This is a genomic window from Nocardia sp. CA-120079, assembly GCF_050955745.1.
In the GTDB taxonomy this organism is placed as follows: Bacteria; Actinomycetota; Actinomycetes; order Mycobacteriales; family Mycobacteriaceae; genus Nocardia.
The window spans coordinates 62534-76260 of the sequence record NZ_CP192089.1; the positions used below are offsets into that span (position 1 = coordinate 62534).

The 13727-nt window shown below is 67.3% G+C and carries 19 protein-coding genes; 3 read left to right on the forward strand and 16 right to left on the reverse strand.

Annotated elements, in window-relative coordinates:
• The first annotated feature begins 22 nt into the window (after nt 1-22).
• From ACQPYR_RS43525 to ACQPYR_RS43535, 3 genes are read left to right on the forward strand one after another with little or no spacing between them, the layout of a single operon-like run.
• The gene (locus tag ACQPYR_RS43525) at nt 23-733 is read left to right on the forward strand and encodes a hypothetical protein (RefSeq protein ID WP_433635608.1); all 711 of its coding nucleotides are present in this window, start codon (nt 23-25) and stop codon (nt 731-733) included.
• Nucleotides 730-1041: a hypothetical protein gene (locus ACQPYR_RS43530; RefSeq protein WP_433635609.1), complete on the forward strand. Its 312-nt coding sequence runs from the start codon at nt 730-732 to the stop codon at nt 1039-1041. The genes ACQPYR_RS43525 and ACQPYR_RS43530 overlap by 4 nt, the downstream gene beginning before the upstream one ends.
• A 9-nt stretch (nt 1042-1050) precedes the next feature.
• On the forward strand, nt 1051-1248 hold the full coding sequence (locus tag ACQPYR_RS43535; RefSeq protein WP_433635610.1) for a hypothetical protein: 198 nt from the start codon (nt 1051-1053) through the stop codon (nt 1246-1248).
• Between the two features lie 252 nt (nt 1249-1500).
• On the opposite strand, the gene ACQPYR_RS43540 is transcribed toward ACQPYR_RS43535, so the two are convergent.
• From ACQPYR_RS43540 to ACQPYR_RS43615, 16 genes are all read right to left on the reverse strand, one after another.
• Nucleotides 1501-1929, reverse strand: coding sequence for a hypothetical protein (locus ACQPYR_RS43540; RefSeq protein ID WP_433635611.1), 429 nt, complete (start codon nt 1927-1929; stop codon nt 1501-1503).
• A gap of 29 nt (nt 1930-1958) precedes the next feature.
• Nucleotides 1959-2204 carry a glutaredoxin-like protein NrdH gene (nrdH, locus tag ACQPYR_RS43545; protein WP_433635612.1) on the reverse strand — a complete coding sequence of 82 codons (246 nt, stop codon included), beginning with the start codon at nt 2202-2204 and terminating at the stop codon, nt 1959-1961.
• A gap of 172 nt (nt 2205-2376) precedes the next feature.
• A complete protein-coding gene (locus ACQPYR_RS43550; RefSeq protein WP_433635613.1) occupies nt 2377-2817 on the reverse strand; it encodes a hypothetical protein in 441 nt (146 codons plus the stop codon).
• Between the two features lie 28 nt (nt 2818-2845).
• The gene (locus ACQPYR_RS43555) at nt 2846-3607 is read right to left on the reverse strand and encodes a hypothetical protein (protein WP_433635614.1); all 762 of its coding nucleotides are present in this window, start codon (nt 3605-3607) and stop codon (nt 2846-2848) included.
• Nucleotides 3604-3819, reverse strand: coding sequence for a hypothetical protein (locus ACQPYR_RS43560; protein WP_433635615.1), 216 nt, complete (start codon nt 3817-3819; stop codon nt 3604-3606). Before ACQPYR_RS43560 ends, ACQPYR_RS43555 begins: the two co-directional genes overlap by 4 nt.
• A 77-nt stretch (nt 3820-3896) precedes the next feature.
• Nucleotides 3897-4877 carry a DUF3560 domain-containing protein gene (locus tag ACQPYR_RS43565; protein WP_433635617.1) on the reverse strand — a complete coding sequence of 327 codons (981 nt, stop codon included), beginning with the start codon at nt 4875-4877 and terminating at the stop codon, nt 3897-3899.
• A 154-nt stretch (nt 4878-5031) separates the two neighbouring features.
• On the reverse strand, nt 5032-5739 hold the full coding sequence (locus ACQPYR_RS43570) for a hypothetical protein (protein ID WP_433635618.1): 708 nt from the start codon (nt 5737-5739) through the stop codon (nt 5032-5034).
• Nucleotides 5740-5959: 220 nt separating this feature from the next.
• Nucleotides 5960-6391: a hypothetical protein gene (locus tag ACQPYR_RS43575; protein WP_433635619.1), complete on the reverse strand. Its 432-nt coding sequence runs from the start codon at nt 6389-6391 to the stop codon at nt 5960-5962.
• A gap of 199 nt (nt 6392-6590) precedes the next feature.
• A complete protein-coding gene (locus ACQPYR_RS43580; RefSeq protein WP_433635620.1) occupies nt 6591-7472 on the reverse strand; it encodes a hypothetical protein in 882 nt (293 codons plus the stop codon).
• Nucleotides 7473-7618: 146 nt separating this feature from the next.
• Nucleotides 7619-8935, reverse strand: coding sequence for a hypothetical protein (locus ACQPYR_RS43585; protein ID WP_433635621.1), 1317 nt, complete (start codon nt 8933-8935; stop codon nt 7619-7621).
• A gap of 251 nt (nt 8936-9186) precedes the next feature.
• Nucleotides 9187-10575 carry a DUF3560 domain-containing protein gene (locus ACQPYR_RS43590; protein WP_433635622.1) on the reverse strand — a complete coding sequence of 463 codons (1389 nt, stop codon included), beginning with the start codon at nt 10573-10575 and terminating at the stop codon, nt 9187-9189.
• Nucleotides 10576-10703: 128 nt separating this feature from the next.
• A complete protein-coding gene (locus tag ACQPYR_RS43595) occupies nt 10704-11024 on the reverse strand; it encodes a hypothetical protein (protein WP_433635623.1) in 321 nt (106 codons plus the stop codon).
• Nucleotides 11025-11104: 80 nt separating this feature from the next.
• Nucleotides 11105-11836, reverse strand: a complete 732-nt coding sequence (locus tag ACQPYR_RS43600; RefSeq protein ID WP_433635624.1) for a hypothetical protein — start codon at nt 11834-11836, stop codon at nt 11105-11107.
• Nucleotides 11837-12048: 212 nt separating this feature from the next.
• Nucleotides 12049-12450, reverse strand: a complete 402-nt coding sequence (locus ACQPYR_RS43605) for a hypothetical protein (RefSeq protein ID WP_433635625.1) — start codon at nt 12448-12450, stop codon at nt 12049-12051.
• Nucleotides 12451-12541: 91 nt separating this feature from the next.
• Nucleotides 12542-13099, reverse strand: a complete 558-nt coding sequence (locus ACQPYR_RS43610) for a hypothetical protein (protein WP_433635626.1) — start codon at nt 13097-13099, stop codon at nt 12542-12544.
• On the reverse strand, nt 13093-13698 hold the full coding sequence (locus ACQPYR_RS43615) for a hypothetical protein (RefSeq protein ID WP_433635454.1): 606 nt from the start codon (nt 13696-13698) through the stop codon (nt 13093-13095). The genes ACQPYR_RS43610 and ACQPYR_RS43615 overlap by 7 nt, the downstream gene beginning before the upstream one ends.
• Nucleotides 13699-13727 lie beyond the last annotated feature (29 nt).

Here is a 13727-nt window from a genome sequence, read left to right on the forward strand (position 1 = left end):
GTGTGTTGTCGTGTCCGGAGCGGTGCCTGAGTCGGAGGAGCCGACTCAGCTCGTGCTCTTCGGTGAGCTCCCCGCGCGTGCTCCGGGTGCCGCGAACCTGCGGCAGCGTTCTCGCGGGCCGGATTCGGCTATGCCCGATGGGGTGCTGAGGGCGGGCGACGCCGACGAGATCGCGCGGTTCGATGAGTTCGTGGTTCGCGGGCCCGCGCCCGAGGATTGCTGGATCTGGCGCGGCGCGATCAGTGATGACGCGTACGGGCGCTTCTGGATTTGGCGCAACGAGGCGCAGCTGGTTGTGCGGCCGCACCGGTACGCCCTCGCCCGATGGGGTGAGCCGGTGCCCGATGAGCTCAACGCACTGCACGGCGGGTGTGACAATCCGGTCTGTGTGCGATCACAGGCCCTGGACGGGGCACCGGCACACGTGTACCTCGGCACACAATCGGAGAACATGGCGAGCATGGGAGCCAAGCGGCGCGGCGGCGGGAGCACACCCGGATGGCGGCGCGATGGGCTGACCGTCGCGCAACGGGTGGCGCGGTCGCTGGCGCTGCGTGACGCGGTTCGCGACGGCTGGGACGGGCCCGCCGTGCGGGCGGTTCTGCTGCGCTCGGCGGCACCGGCGTTGCTAGGGCTGGAAGACCTCGGGCCAACGCAGGGCTCAGACACGTTAGGTACAAGTCCGGGTCGCGACGGCGACGCGGGAGAACAGGAAGATGGGGGCCGGGAATGACGGCGATCGTGTCGGTGGTGGCGCTGGGTGGTTTGCTCGCGTTGTTCGCATGGGTGTGCGGGTCGTTCGTGGCGCGCGTGGCGGGGGCTCTGCTAGTGCTCGACAGCCTGCTTCGGCTCTCGGCGAGCCTGCTGTATCCGGCCGGGCTGCTGGCCGGGCTCGTGTGGCTTGTAATCGGCCTGGCGCTGTGGCTGCTGGGGCACCGGCTGTATGTAGCCAAACATCGGCGCTGGCGCTCAATGCTCGCGGTACGGGCTTGGTCGCTTCCGGGGCTGCGCACGCTCGCACCGGTGCCGCGTCACGCGTAGCGCGGGCGCATGATGATCGGTGTCGGATCGGCGGCTGCTCACCGGCCGTTGTCAGGTGCGGTGCTCGCGTGGGAGGGGAGGCGCAGCGGTGATATCGGCATCGGTGGGCATCGGCTGACGGTGTACGGGCCGTGTGTGCTGGCGGTGGCTGGCACCGGCGTTCGCGAGGGTCGCCTGTGCCGCGCGGAGGTCCTACGCGGCACATAGGGGCGGCTCGCCGGTCTCGGGCCAGAGGCGAGTGGCACCGGGACAAGCGACGGGTGGTGTCAGACCGAGCCCGGTGGGGGTGCCCGTGCTGGATCGCGACGGCGCCGGCTGGGGTGACCGCCTCTGCGGCACCGGGCTGGGAGGTGATTGTGCGGGAGCTGCGCAGCTGGGGGACGGTGCTGTGTCGCGGTAGCTCATGTCATCGGTGACCGGCGGCCTGATGGCGCGTCGGCCGCGCGGGCGGCGGGTCCGTCAGCCAGCGCGGCGGGCCTCATAGTCGATGACCGAGACCGGGATGATGTCGCCTTCGACCACGGTGTGCGCCATGTCCTCACCCCACACCGTTTCGATCATCGCCTCGTATCGGCGTTCGATGTTCCCGGTCAGCACGCCGAGCGGGTACGTCTGGCCGATGATGCGGCCGCGCAGGATGCACAGCGGCTCACCGCCGCGGCAGCCGAACGTGTTGAGCCACAGGATCGGCGTGCCGGGCCTGAGCTCGTCGACGGGCGGCGGGTACTCGGCGCAGAGCAGCGCGGTGGCGGCCTCGAGGGCGCGTTCGAGACGTTCGGCGGCCTGGGTCTCGACCTCGGCGTCCGGGCTGTCGATGGCCATGCGGTGGGCCTGCACCGCCTCGGCCAGCTCGGCGGCGACGCGGTATCGGTTGATCGGTGCAATCATGACGTGGTCCTGGTTCTGGTGAGCGGTAGCTAGGCGGCGGTGCGGGCGAGTGCTCGGATCCGGTCGGGCCGGAACCCTGACCAGTGGTCGGCGGCCTCGGCGTGCTCGACGACCACGACCGGGGCAGTCAGGTAGCCGAGCGATATCACGTAGTCGCGGGCTTCGTCGTCGGCGCTGATGTCGATAACCGCGAATTCGATTCCGGTTTTGTCGAGTGCTACATATGTGGCGTTGCATTGCACGCACGCGGGTTTGGTGTAAACGGTGACATTCACTGATTTTCTTCTATCGATAGAAGTTTCCGGATCGAAGTCGATTCTATCGATTGCAAGACATTCGGACAATTGTCTTGCGGGAAATTATGGGGGCAATTTTCGACGGTATTTGCGGGTGCCGTTTGCAATTTCGGATGTCATTCCGGCCGCCAACCGGCGGCCGGAATTCGGATCATCTCACGGTGGCGAGGGCGGCGGCTTCGGTCTGATCGATCTCGGCGCGGTACCTGTCGACGTCGTAGTCGGGTATGAGCATCTGGGCGTCCTCGAGCAACAGGTGGGCCCGCTGGTGGTCGCCTGTTGCAGATGCCTTGTCCGCTTGCTCGACCAGTGCTTGTCCCTCTGCGATGCGCCGTGTCCGTCGCTCGATGCGGTCGGCCCGGCTGCGCGTGAGTACCTCGGGGTGCGCGTGGATGTATTCGGCCATCGCGTTGCTGATGACCTCGGTTCCGTACTTCTCGCGTAGCGGCTTGCAATATTTTTCGGCAGTGTATCGGGCGGCGCGCTCGGGTCCGAATTCGAAATGGCCGTCGTAGTTTTCTGCCGCGTATTCTTCAGCTACTGTTCCGAGCAATGCCTGATCGACCAAACCGAGCTTGATGCGGTTTTCCATAGCGGTATTCTCCTGATGAATTTCGGTGCTAGTGCGGCGGGTCGGGTTTGATGTGTCCGGTTGCCGATCGGGCGATCCGGTAGAGGATGCCGCTGGGTTTGCGTCGTGCTTCGACTTTGTCGGCGCAGTCTGTGCCGCAGGATTGGGCCGATGTGGTCGCTGAGTTCTTGGTTCGCCAGTGGGTTGTCCAGCTGCGGGGGCATCCGGCTTCGGCCCATGTTTTCCCGCATGCGGCGCATACCGCGGGTTGCCACTGGTCGCGGTGGATCACGGCGCTGTCGCCTTGGCATGCGAAGCAGTAGGTGATGGCGTTGGGGGCGTGCGGGCGGCCGCCGGGTCCGTCTTTCGATACGGCGCATCCACAGCAGGAGGTGACGAAGTCGGGATCGAGGGTTTGGGCCGCGATCTCGGTCAAGCCACACGCACAGATGATGTTGCCGGTGAGTGGATGTGCGGCGAACTGGTGCACGTGGCTGCGGCCGGTCGTCGTCTTCATCCATGCGCGTACCGTGTCGGCGCGGGCGTGCGCGACGGCGGCGGTGCGGCGGTAGTGCTCGGCCTTGTTGCGCCATTGCTGTGCGTACTCGGTTTCGGGCGGGCACTGCCCAGTTTCGGCGTCGGCGTCGGCGGCGTATGCCTCGGTGCGCGCCGCGCTGTCGGTGAGGTCGGTGATCGCCTGGTGCAGCTTCTCGAGTGGATAGGCGTTGCGGGCGAGCAGTGTTCGCAGGTCGGCGGTCGCTGCTTCGATCTCTTCGGCGGTGAGTGTCGGAGCGGGATTCGGGTTGGTCACCGTGCACGCTCGCTGAGCTCGCGGCCGGTCCGGCAGATCTGCATGGTGGGCTGCCAGGAGGCGTCGGCCTGGCTCCAGTGCGCTGGGCCGGGTGTGCCGCACACCGTGCAGTCGCTTTGTACGTGGTCGTAGTAGGTGTAGAAGGCATCCAAGTGGTCTTGGCCGCGAAACCCTTGTTCGCGGCGCGCTTGGTCGAATGTGCGATTGGCCATGGTCGTTCCTGATCGGGTTGCCCCTGGCACCGATGGCGGCCGGTGCCAGGGGATTTCATTGGGTGGCGGCGCTGTGCCTACGCCTTGGTCGTGGTCAGGTCGGCGGCTTTGCGGTGCTCGCGGATCTCCTGGTACGGCACGGTGCCGTTGTGGCCTGCGATGTATCGGCTTTCGACGGTGACGGTCTTCGCGTTGGCCCGGACCACGCGGTACCAGTCGCCGCGCACCTTGACGGCGTCGCCCTTCGCGACGTCGGCCTTGGTCAGCCCCAGGGTTTCGCCGTCGGCGATCTGCTTGGCGCGCACGGCTTTCCAGTGTTCGATGTCGTCGGCGCGCTGAGCCATCCGCGCGGTGACTTTCTCGCGGTATTCGCCTGATGCGGGCTTGTCCTCGTACACGTACGGTGGGCGGCCACGCTTGCCGCCGTCCAGGATCCGTTGGTCGGCGCGCTGCTCGGCTTCGAGTGTGTCGATGCGGTTGGCGACGGTGACGGGGTTGTGCCGGTGCTCGGTGGTGCGGGCGGCGGCTGCGGCGCGGCTGGCGGCTTCGTCGGCGGCGTCGTGTGCTTTGACGGACCGGCCGAGCGCATCCCATGCCTTTTCGATGCTGCGGCGATGCCGATGCTCGGAGTGATGGCCGATCTTGATCGGTTCGCCCATCGGCGGTACGCGGCCTGCGGCGCGGCGGCTCGCGGCATCAGCGGCGACGGCCTTGTCGGCGCGGCGGTCGGCCTTCGTTTCAAGGGCGTCGACGCGGTCCTCTTGGCGTTCGGCGCGGGCGGCTTCGGCTTCGGCGGCGCTGCGGTGGGTGCGGTCGATCTGGAGTTCGACGTCGAATCCTGAGGCGCGCAACGCTTTCGCTGCGGCGTCGATGTAGTAATCCTTCGGCTGGCGGTCTCGCGAGGACACGATGATCCATTGCTGGAGGCTGGGAGCCCACCTCCAGTGTCCGATGCTCTGGCGCAGTTCGGCCATGACTTCGTAGCTGCCGTCTCCGCGGCTGGTGCTTTCGAGCAGGGTTCCGTTTTCGGCGGTGTGGGCGATGGTCAAGGTGGTCATTCTGGTTGGCCTTTCGCGTCCTGTGCGGGTCGTTGTGTCGGGCGCGTAGGCTGCGCCGACACAACTCTATTCTAGCAATTTAACGCAAATCACGCAAATCACGCATTGCTGTCCTGTTGCGTTCTACGGCCGCCGCCGGCAGCGGCGGCGGCGGTTAGTCGTCGGGCGGCGGTGGGGGTTCGTCTTCCGGTGGGGTGTCGGTGGATGCTGGTTCCCTCGCCGTGGCCGGGTAGGCGAGTGCGCGCAGGGTGTGCACGCGGTGGCGGTGGGCGCGCCACTGCTGGACGGCTTCGCCGGTGAGCTGTTCGAGGTCTTCGATGTCTGCGCATGCTTCGGCCATTTGTGTCATGCGGCGGCCGATTGCCTCGAACGTTCGTCGGTAGCTGTCTTCGACGACTTGGCAGGCGTCGGCCCATAGGCGGACCGGCATTGCCATCGTGTAGACCTCGGCGACGTAGGTCACCAGTCGTGGCAGTGTCGGGCGGGTGGGGTAGATGTCTACGCCGTCGAGGTCGAGGGGGCCGCGGGCGCGTGCGATGACGGCTTGGGGTGTGGGCTCGGCTCCGGCGGCGACGAGGTGGCGGATCACCCGGATGACGACGGAGGGTAGGTATTCCTCGATGTCGGTGTCGGCGACGAGGGCCAGCACGTCGGCGGCTTGTGCGGTGGATGCGTTGAGTAGTGCGGCGACGAGGTGGTTTTCTGGTTTGGCGACGATCACGGTGCGGGTTTCGAGGTGTTCGGCGATCGCGGCGTAGACCTCGGCCTGTGGGTCGGTGTCCTCGTGGCGGGTTTCGGCGGGCTCGGGTGCTAGCCGGAGGTCGGGGCCCTCGGCGGCGGGGTGGTCGCTGTGTGGCTGCATTCCCCGTCCTCTCGTGGCCGAGTCGGCGAACCGCGCCCGTCGGGCGGGCGTACTGCTCGGGGCGCTGGCGCGTTGTTGTCGAGTGTATTGATGGCTTTGGGCGGTTGCCATGATCGTGTATTCCGTTCTGGCGCTGGCGTTCTCGTGCCGTGTTAGGTGGTCTCGATGCCTTGGGCCGGGCGGGTTGCGCGCGCGGCGGGTCGGGATGGGTTCGGGGTGCTTACCCTGCGGCGGCGAGTTTCGGTGCGGGCAGGAGCATCGCGCGGCGGTGTGTGGTCCAATCGAGTCGGGGGTTGATCAGCTCGGCGTCGTCGATGAGTAGGGCCGCGCGCTGGGTGTGTCCGGCGCGGTGGGCGGTGACGGCGGCCGCGGCGAGGCGTTGTCCTTCGCGTTCGCGCGCGGCGTGGCGGGCCGCGTATTCGGCGGGTGTGCGGGCGAGTAGTTGCGGGTGGCGCTGAATGTGGGTGTAGGCCTCGTACTGGAGGGATTTGAGTCCATAGACGGGGACCAGCGCCCGCAGGTCGTAGGCGGCGACGTAGCAGGCGGCGTCGTATGCCGCGCACGGGCATTCGAGGGGCGAGAAGTAGCCCGGTGCGTAGTCTTCGACGGCAAGAACGATCAGGGCGCGGTGGAGCAGGGTGATTGCGGGCATCGGTGGTGTCCTTCCGGCGTGTGGGCGGTGGCGGGTGTGGTTCCGGTGGGGTGGCGGGCCGGCATGGCGGACCGGTGAGGGCTGGGTGCTGGCCGCTCGAATTAGGCACAGCACGGAGCGCAGCGGAGTTCCGATTCCGCGGGGCTCCCGCAGACCACCGGGGCAGGTTCGGCTGGCGGTGGTCGGCGGGGATGGATGGCTACGCGCTGTGCGGGGCGCTGTCCTTGTAGGCGCGCACCATGATTTCCAGGCCGGGGCCTGCGTTGACGCCGTAGAACGTGCGGTGGCCGCGCCGGAATTTCCACCAGTGCGACCGGCGGCGGGGCCGGTGGTCGATGACGCGGGCCAGCTCGTCGCCGTTCCATGTGGTCAGGGTGCGGCCGTCGCTGGCGATGTAGCCGACTACGCGGCCGGGGCCGTGGGTCAGCGAATCCAGATCAGCACGCTTGCGGTCGGTGTAGCAGCCGTAACAGTAGGACAGGTCGGTGTCGGGGTCGATGCTGTAGCCGGAGTCGATATCGGCGCGGCCGTCGGTGCGGATGTTGGCGTATTCGTGGCCGCAGTCGGCGGTGCCGTGGCGGGCGTACCAGCCGCATTCGATGCCGTTCGGCGCGGTGTAGGGCCGAAACGCTTCGGGGGCTCCGTAGTGTTCGGCGTGGCGCAGTGCGCGGCGGCCGCCGTTGCGTACGGGGTGGCCTGCCAGAATGCGCGCTTTCGCCGCGCTGGGCGTGCCGAATTGGGCGACCCATGCCCGGATGTCGGTCATGGTGTCGGCGTCGATCGTCCAGGCGTCGACACTTCCGGCCAATGCGAGCCCACCGGCACCGGTGCCCGGTTCGTCCAGACCGAGCAGCGTGCCTACGTGGTAGCTCGCGCCGGTGAACTGTCCGATGCGGTGGCCGTGCACGGCCGGAGTGCCGATCTGGGTTGGATCGTAGAACTCGACGATGGATGTTTTGTCGGTCCTGCGTTTTGTGCTGGCGCTGTAGAGCGGGGAGCCTGCGGGGACATAGCGGACGGTGAATCGGCGACCTTGGCGGGTGGTAAAGATCCGGTCGAATTCTGGTGCGTTGGTGGTCATTTCGGAGTTTCCTGTCTGCCCGGGGCATTGGTGGTGGTGGGCGTTGGTAGAGCCCGGGCCACCCTCTCTGTTTGCATTTGTCACACATTTAGGGCATGGGGCGGCCCGGGGTGTTCTCGGGAGTATGGGTCGGTCAGCTGGTGGCGTTAGCTGGTGGCTGATGCCTGGGCCGCGGCGGCGGCGTACTGGGCGGCCGTGGCTTCTCGCTTGCGTTGCGCCGCGGTCAGATTCTCGATTTGGGCCGCGAGTTTTGCGGCTTCTGCGTTTTCGTCTGCTTGGTGTTTGCGTGCGTCGATGCCGACGGCCGCGCGCCACAGCTGGGGTAGGTCGTCGCGGGTGATGTAGTGCGCGAGGATCGCTTGCACGATGGCGGCGGTGCGGTCGGCGGTCTTGGCGGGTGCGGATCCGCCGCGGACTCGCATGCAGTTGATGCGCCAGCCGTCGAGGGTGCCGACGTTGTCGAGGGCGAGAACGGTTCCGCCGCATATTTGCGCACCGTTGACGACGGGGAGGTCTGGTCGTTCTTTGCTGCGGTACTTGTAGCGGTCGGTTCCGTCGTCGGCACCGTATACGACGTAGACGCGGCGCAGTTCTTCCGAGAGTGCGGCGTCATCGATCAGAACTGTGATCGTCCCATTGAACCTCGGCCCGTGCACGCGGTAGCGGCTGGCGGCGTGCTCGATGTCGGTGTCGAGCTGGGCGCGGGCGAAACCGAGCGGCCCGAGGTCGAGCAGCACGGAATCAGACCCATGGTCAGCGCTCTCGTCCTGGCGTGCGGCGCGGCGGGCGCGGCTTCGCTGGGCGATCATCGGGCCGAGCAGCTGTGCAAGCTGTTGGGCGGGGCGGCCGGAACCGACGGTGATGGTTGCGGACTGTTCGTCGAGGTTGGGGACGTCGGGTTCGCCGGTGGCGTCAACGGTGTAGCCGAGTCGCTCGGCCTCGGCCGTCAGCGTCTGCCACAGTATGGCTGCGGGGTCCTCGACGTGCTCAGGTTCGGCGGGTTCGTCGGCGAAGTCCTCGAGCGGCTCGGTCTGGCTGATGTCGTAGACCGAAATCATCCGGAAGCGGGGACGGCGCTTGTCGCTGCTGTCGTCTCGGTTGTCGCCGGGCTGCGCGTCGCTTCCGGCGGAGTCGGCGTCGTTGCGCTTGTCGCGCTTGTTCCTCTTGCCCGGCGCGACGACGCGCAGAGGGTCCTGATTGGGTGTGCGGCCGCGCAGACGCCATCCTTTCGCGCTGTCGATGTCGGTAACGGTGATGCCCAGTTCCTCGGCCTGCTTGTAGATCAGGGTCAGGTTGCGCAGGCTGTAGCGCAACAACCGCGCACAGACCAGTCCGCCAGCGTGCCCAATGATGCCCGCGATGTAGCCGGGGTCGTCGAGTGCGGCGTCGGCTTTGTCGTAGCGGGCTTCGTCCGCAGCTTTGAATGCTGTGATTTCCTCGGCGGTGTACTGATGCTTACCCATTTTTGCTTCTCACGTCCGTTTCTTGAGCTGTTCTTCTGTTTCTAATTCTAACGCATTTCACGCGTATCACGCAATTTCGTAGTGATGATCCAGATCACTTATTCGCGGGTTGCTCGATCGATGATGTCTCCGGGGCGGAATGCGGCCCTTCGGTGTGGCCCGGGCCGCCCCACTCTGTTTGCGTTTGTCACACATTGAGGGCATAGGGCAGCCCGGGGTATCTCGGGTGGGGGGTTAGAAGGGTGGGCCGCTCACGCGGTCGCCTGGTCGGCTTCGCTGTCTGCCGATGCCCGCACGTAGCTGCGTGCCTCGACGAATGCGCGCATGAGGTTGTGCACCTGCTCGGGCCACCACACCGGTCCGTCGACTGGCAGCGACGCAATTTCGGTGTCGTAGCGGGCCGTGAATCCGCGCGGGATCGGTCGCGACTTCACGCGCACCGCCGGAAGGTCGACCAGTTCGCCGCGCGGTGTGGAGCCGTACCAGCCTTCCGGGTGCGGCCAGTAGGCGTGATACTCGGTGCCCTCCACGGTCCAGTACCAGTGCTCACCCTGTAGGCCGGTCTTGTGCACCAGCTTGGTCTTGCCGCGCTTCTTGCCGGGTTTGGCCGGTACCTTCTGCTCGACGTCTTCGACGAACAGCTGCGGCCACCTCTCGCGCGCCTCCTCGGCGGACAGGTGGCCTCGCACCTCGTCGTAGGGCAGTGGCTGCACCGATACGGGGCGGCCGTTCTCGAGGTCGGTAAGCCGAACGACCTTCGATCCGACTGTGTAGCGACCGGCGACGGAAATCGAGGTCTTGTTGACGCGCCCGATCTCGTGCCATACGCCGAAGCGGGCTAGGACGAAGTCACCTTTGGCGAAGTCGTCCGGTCCCCAGACCTTGACCCCGGACGCCTCGAGTACGGCGGTCCAGTAGGCGTGTTCCTCGAGCGTTTCGCACAGATCAGCGCGATAGATCGCGATGGCATGCACGTTGGTGCAGGCGTTGATGTCGCGCTCGAGCTTGCGCAGCTCGGCTTCGATCTTCTTCAGCCGCCGCTGCGTCGTGCCTGGGTCCTCTGCTGCGGCCTGCATGATCTCGGCGGCGGCCGCGCGGGCGAACAGACCTTGCGACTCGCGATAGAGCCCGATCGCTTTGCCTTCACGCTGCCACAGCCGGTCGAGTAGGTTGCGGTGACGGCGCTCGGAGTGGTGGCCAACAAGAATGGGCTGGCCGTTCAATTGCTCGTAGGTTGAGCGGTTCGCAGACTGGATCGCGTTCGATTCCCAATCCTTGCGCCGTGCTCGGTAGGCGAGGGCGGCGGCGCGCAGGTCTGCGCGATCGTATTTTTCCTGCCGGAACTCGGCGAACCCGACCGCGGGGGTGGTGTCGTCGATGGTGACGGTTACCTCGTGCCCAAGTTCGCGGAGGCGTTCTGCCGCGGTGTCAATGGCGTATCGGTTGTGTCGTCGACGCCGTGAGTGGGGCAGATACCAGGCGGGCCAACCGAGTTCGTCGTCTTCGGGCAGCGAGTCGTACCGGTCGAAGGAGAAGTTGCAGGGGTATTCGGTGAGAGCTTCGCCGATGGCCTTGTCGCGAAATGTGCCGTAGACGAGAGTTCCTAGCTGGCGAGTGTGCACAAAGGTGATGGATGCCATTGATGGAAATGCTTTCTCTGTTTGGTGAGCGGGTGGCTGTAGCGCCCCCGTTTCCGTATCTGCAATCTTACGCATGTCACGCATATCACGCAAACTAGCGATGCATGATCCAGATCACTTGCCGGGGGTTACTCGATGATGTCTCCGGTGCGGAATGCGGCCCATGCGGCGCGGTAGGCGTGGAGGAAGGTCGGGCCGTCTGCGCAGGAGATCGCGCGGTGATCGGCGGCGGCGTCGTAGAGGGATACCGTCCATTCAGTGATGTCGGCGCGGTCGGTGGCTAGGTAGTGGTCTTGGGTGGTGATCAGCAGATACAGCGTGCCCAGGGGATCGGCGGCGGGGCCTGCGGCGGCTTCGATGGCCAGAAATCCGCCGCCGGTGCCGACGATGCGGGGGCGGCCGCCGATCTCGGCGAGTAGTTCCATTTCGGGGCGGTGGGCGGCGAGCATGCGCGTCTTGTGGGATCGGGGGCGGGGGCGTCGAGAGTGGTTGTGAGGCATGGCGAGTGTCCTTGCGTGCGGGGTGCGGGTCAGAGGGTGGCGACCAGGGCGGCCGCGGCGTACTGGCGGTGCTCGCGCGCGCGGTGGGCGGCGTCGCGGCGGTCGTTGGCGGGTTCGTAGAAGTCGCCGCAACTGCATGTCGCGGAACTGGTGCCGTCGTGCATGAGCCCGCTTTTGCCGCCTCCTCGGCACAGTCCGGCGCTGAGCGCCCATTCACCGGGCCGCAAGTAATCCCCGGGCCGGTACCAGCCGCGCGGCTGACGGGTGGACGTGCGGTGTTGTTCGGCGAGCAAGGCCAGGCGCGCAGCGAGGGTGAGCCGCACGGCCGCGCTGTTGGCGGTGTCGCTGGCGATGAGTCCGCGGTCGGCGAGCCGTCGCGCGGTGGCGGGGGGAATGCGGCCCAGGAAGCCCACGTGAAGGCTTCCGTCGGTGCGCCAGCGTGCCCGGGAGGGGTGCTCGGCGATGTGCTCGAGGTCGGCGCGCATGGTCTTGGTGAGGCGGGCGGGGGTGAGAGGTTCGGCGGTGATGGTGGCGGTACTGGGCTCGCCGGTGAGGTGGTGGACGGTCCATCGCATGATGAATCCGCCGGATCGGCGGGCCTCGACGGTGGCGCGGCGCACGCGAACAGCCCGGCGCAGCAAGGAGACGGTGTCGGCCTCGTTGTTGGTGGTGGTCCAGGTGACGGCGCCACCGTCAATGCGGGTGACGCGGAACCGTAGCCCGGTGAAGGTGGGCGCGGCCGTGGGGCTGTGGTGGGTCATTGTGCGGGGCTCCTGGGCGCGGCGTGCGCGGTCTTGGGGCGTGGGTCTGGTGGTGTTCTCGGGCGGGCCGGGGCCGGGAATCGGTGGGGGCTGGGTGCTGGCCGCTCGAGTTGGCGCAGCACGGAGCGCAGCGGAGTTCCGATCCGCTGGGCTCCCACCGGCCACCGGGGCGCGGGTTCGGGCTGTGGTGGTCGGCGGGTGCTCGGGGGTGGTCAGTTGGTGGTGATCTCGACGACGACGCGCGGGGTGATTGCTTCGACAAGTTCGGGGTAGGTGAGGGCGGGCGTGCCGGGGCGTATTGCCTCGGTTGTGGCGCGGGCCTGCGGGGTGATGGTCGCGCCGGTGGTGTCGATTCCGGCGGCGGTGAGGGCGTTTCGCACGGTGCGCACGGTTGGCGTGAGGTGGCCTCGGTCGGTGCCTTCGTGGGTATGCCAGGTCACGGTGATTGCCAGCGTGCGGCCGGTGAGAACTTCGCTGCGGGCTACTATCTCGCCGATGCGGCGCAGGGATCGTGCGAGGTCGTAGCGGGCGACCAATGCGGCGAACCGATGCCATCCGGTCAGCAGGGGAATGGTGGTCGTCCAGCGCAAGGCCTCGGGTCGGGTGACGTGCATCTGCGGGTCTCTCCTGATGTCGTTTTTCTGTTCGGACTTGTCACGCATTCGGCCCGTGGGTGTGTGGTGCCCGCGGGCCGAATGCGTGGGGTTAGAACGATTCGGCGTATTCGGTTTCCAGGGTTCGGATGATGCGGGCGAGGTGTTTTGCGGCGCGCTGGCATACCTCGGGGGGTGTGTGGCCGGGCTGGGGTGGCCGGGCGGCGCGGGCGGTGAGTTCGGCGAGGCGTTCGCGCAGGGCCGCGCGGTAGTGGCTGGGCAGTGTGGCGGTATCGGCGGGGATCTGGCCGACCAGTAGGAGGCGGGCGAGAACGGTTTGCACGACTCCGGCGGCGTCGGGTTCGGCGGCGTGGCATGGGCCGGGGCGGACGTAGAGGCGGAACATGCGCATGATGAATCCGCGTGCGTCGGCGGTGAGCGGCATCCGTTCGCGGGCCTGCTCGGTGTCGGCTTCGGGCTTCCAGGGACCGGCCACGGTGTACCCGGCGGCGGTCAGGGCGCTTTCTGTTGTGGCTGCGGCGTTGTGGTCGATGTGCTCGACATATTGCAGGACCTCGACGCCATAGCCTTGATCAACGACACGCCAGACCTGCACGTCCGGGCCGTTGTAGTTGGGGTGATCGACCGGGAGGCGGCGCGCGATCAGCATTGGCGCTGCCCTTCCTGGGTTCCGGTCTGCGACTGCTGGGCGGTGGCTGGTCGCTGCGGCGCTGTCTTGCCCGGGGCTACCTCGTCCCAGGTGAGGCGCGACAGTTTGGCGGCGGGATAGGCGGCGCTGAGCCGCTGGATGGTTTGGGCGGTGGTCTCGTCGGTCGCGTAGCTGGTTCGCTCCATGCCAGCGAATAGACCGCTTCGGGTGTAGAGGTTGACCAGTGCGGGCCGGTCGGGGCCGTGGTCGATCCACTCGGCATAGTTGCCGTTGGGCAGGGTGAGGCGCACGAATTCGATATCCATCCTGTGATGTCCTTCGGGGTCGGCGGGCCGGGCGGTGAGGGCGGCGCGGATCTGCTCGCGGGTCGCGCCGTGCGCGGCGGCGCGGCGGATCTCGGCGCGAATACAGCCGCGCAGATCGATGCGGCGACCGGTCTTCTCGGCGGGCACGGTGACCAGTGCCGCGCTGCACTCGGTGACCGCTCGCAAGGCGGCGTCTCGGACGCCGGTGCGGTAGGCGTCGGCGCTTGCCTGCTGCTGGGCGTCCTGGTCGTCGATCGGCCAGTACAGGGCGGAGATGTCGGGGCGAGCGTGCATGGTGTTGCGTCCCTTTCCATTCGGGGCAG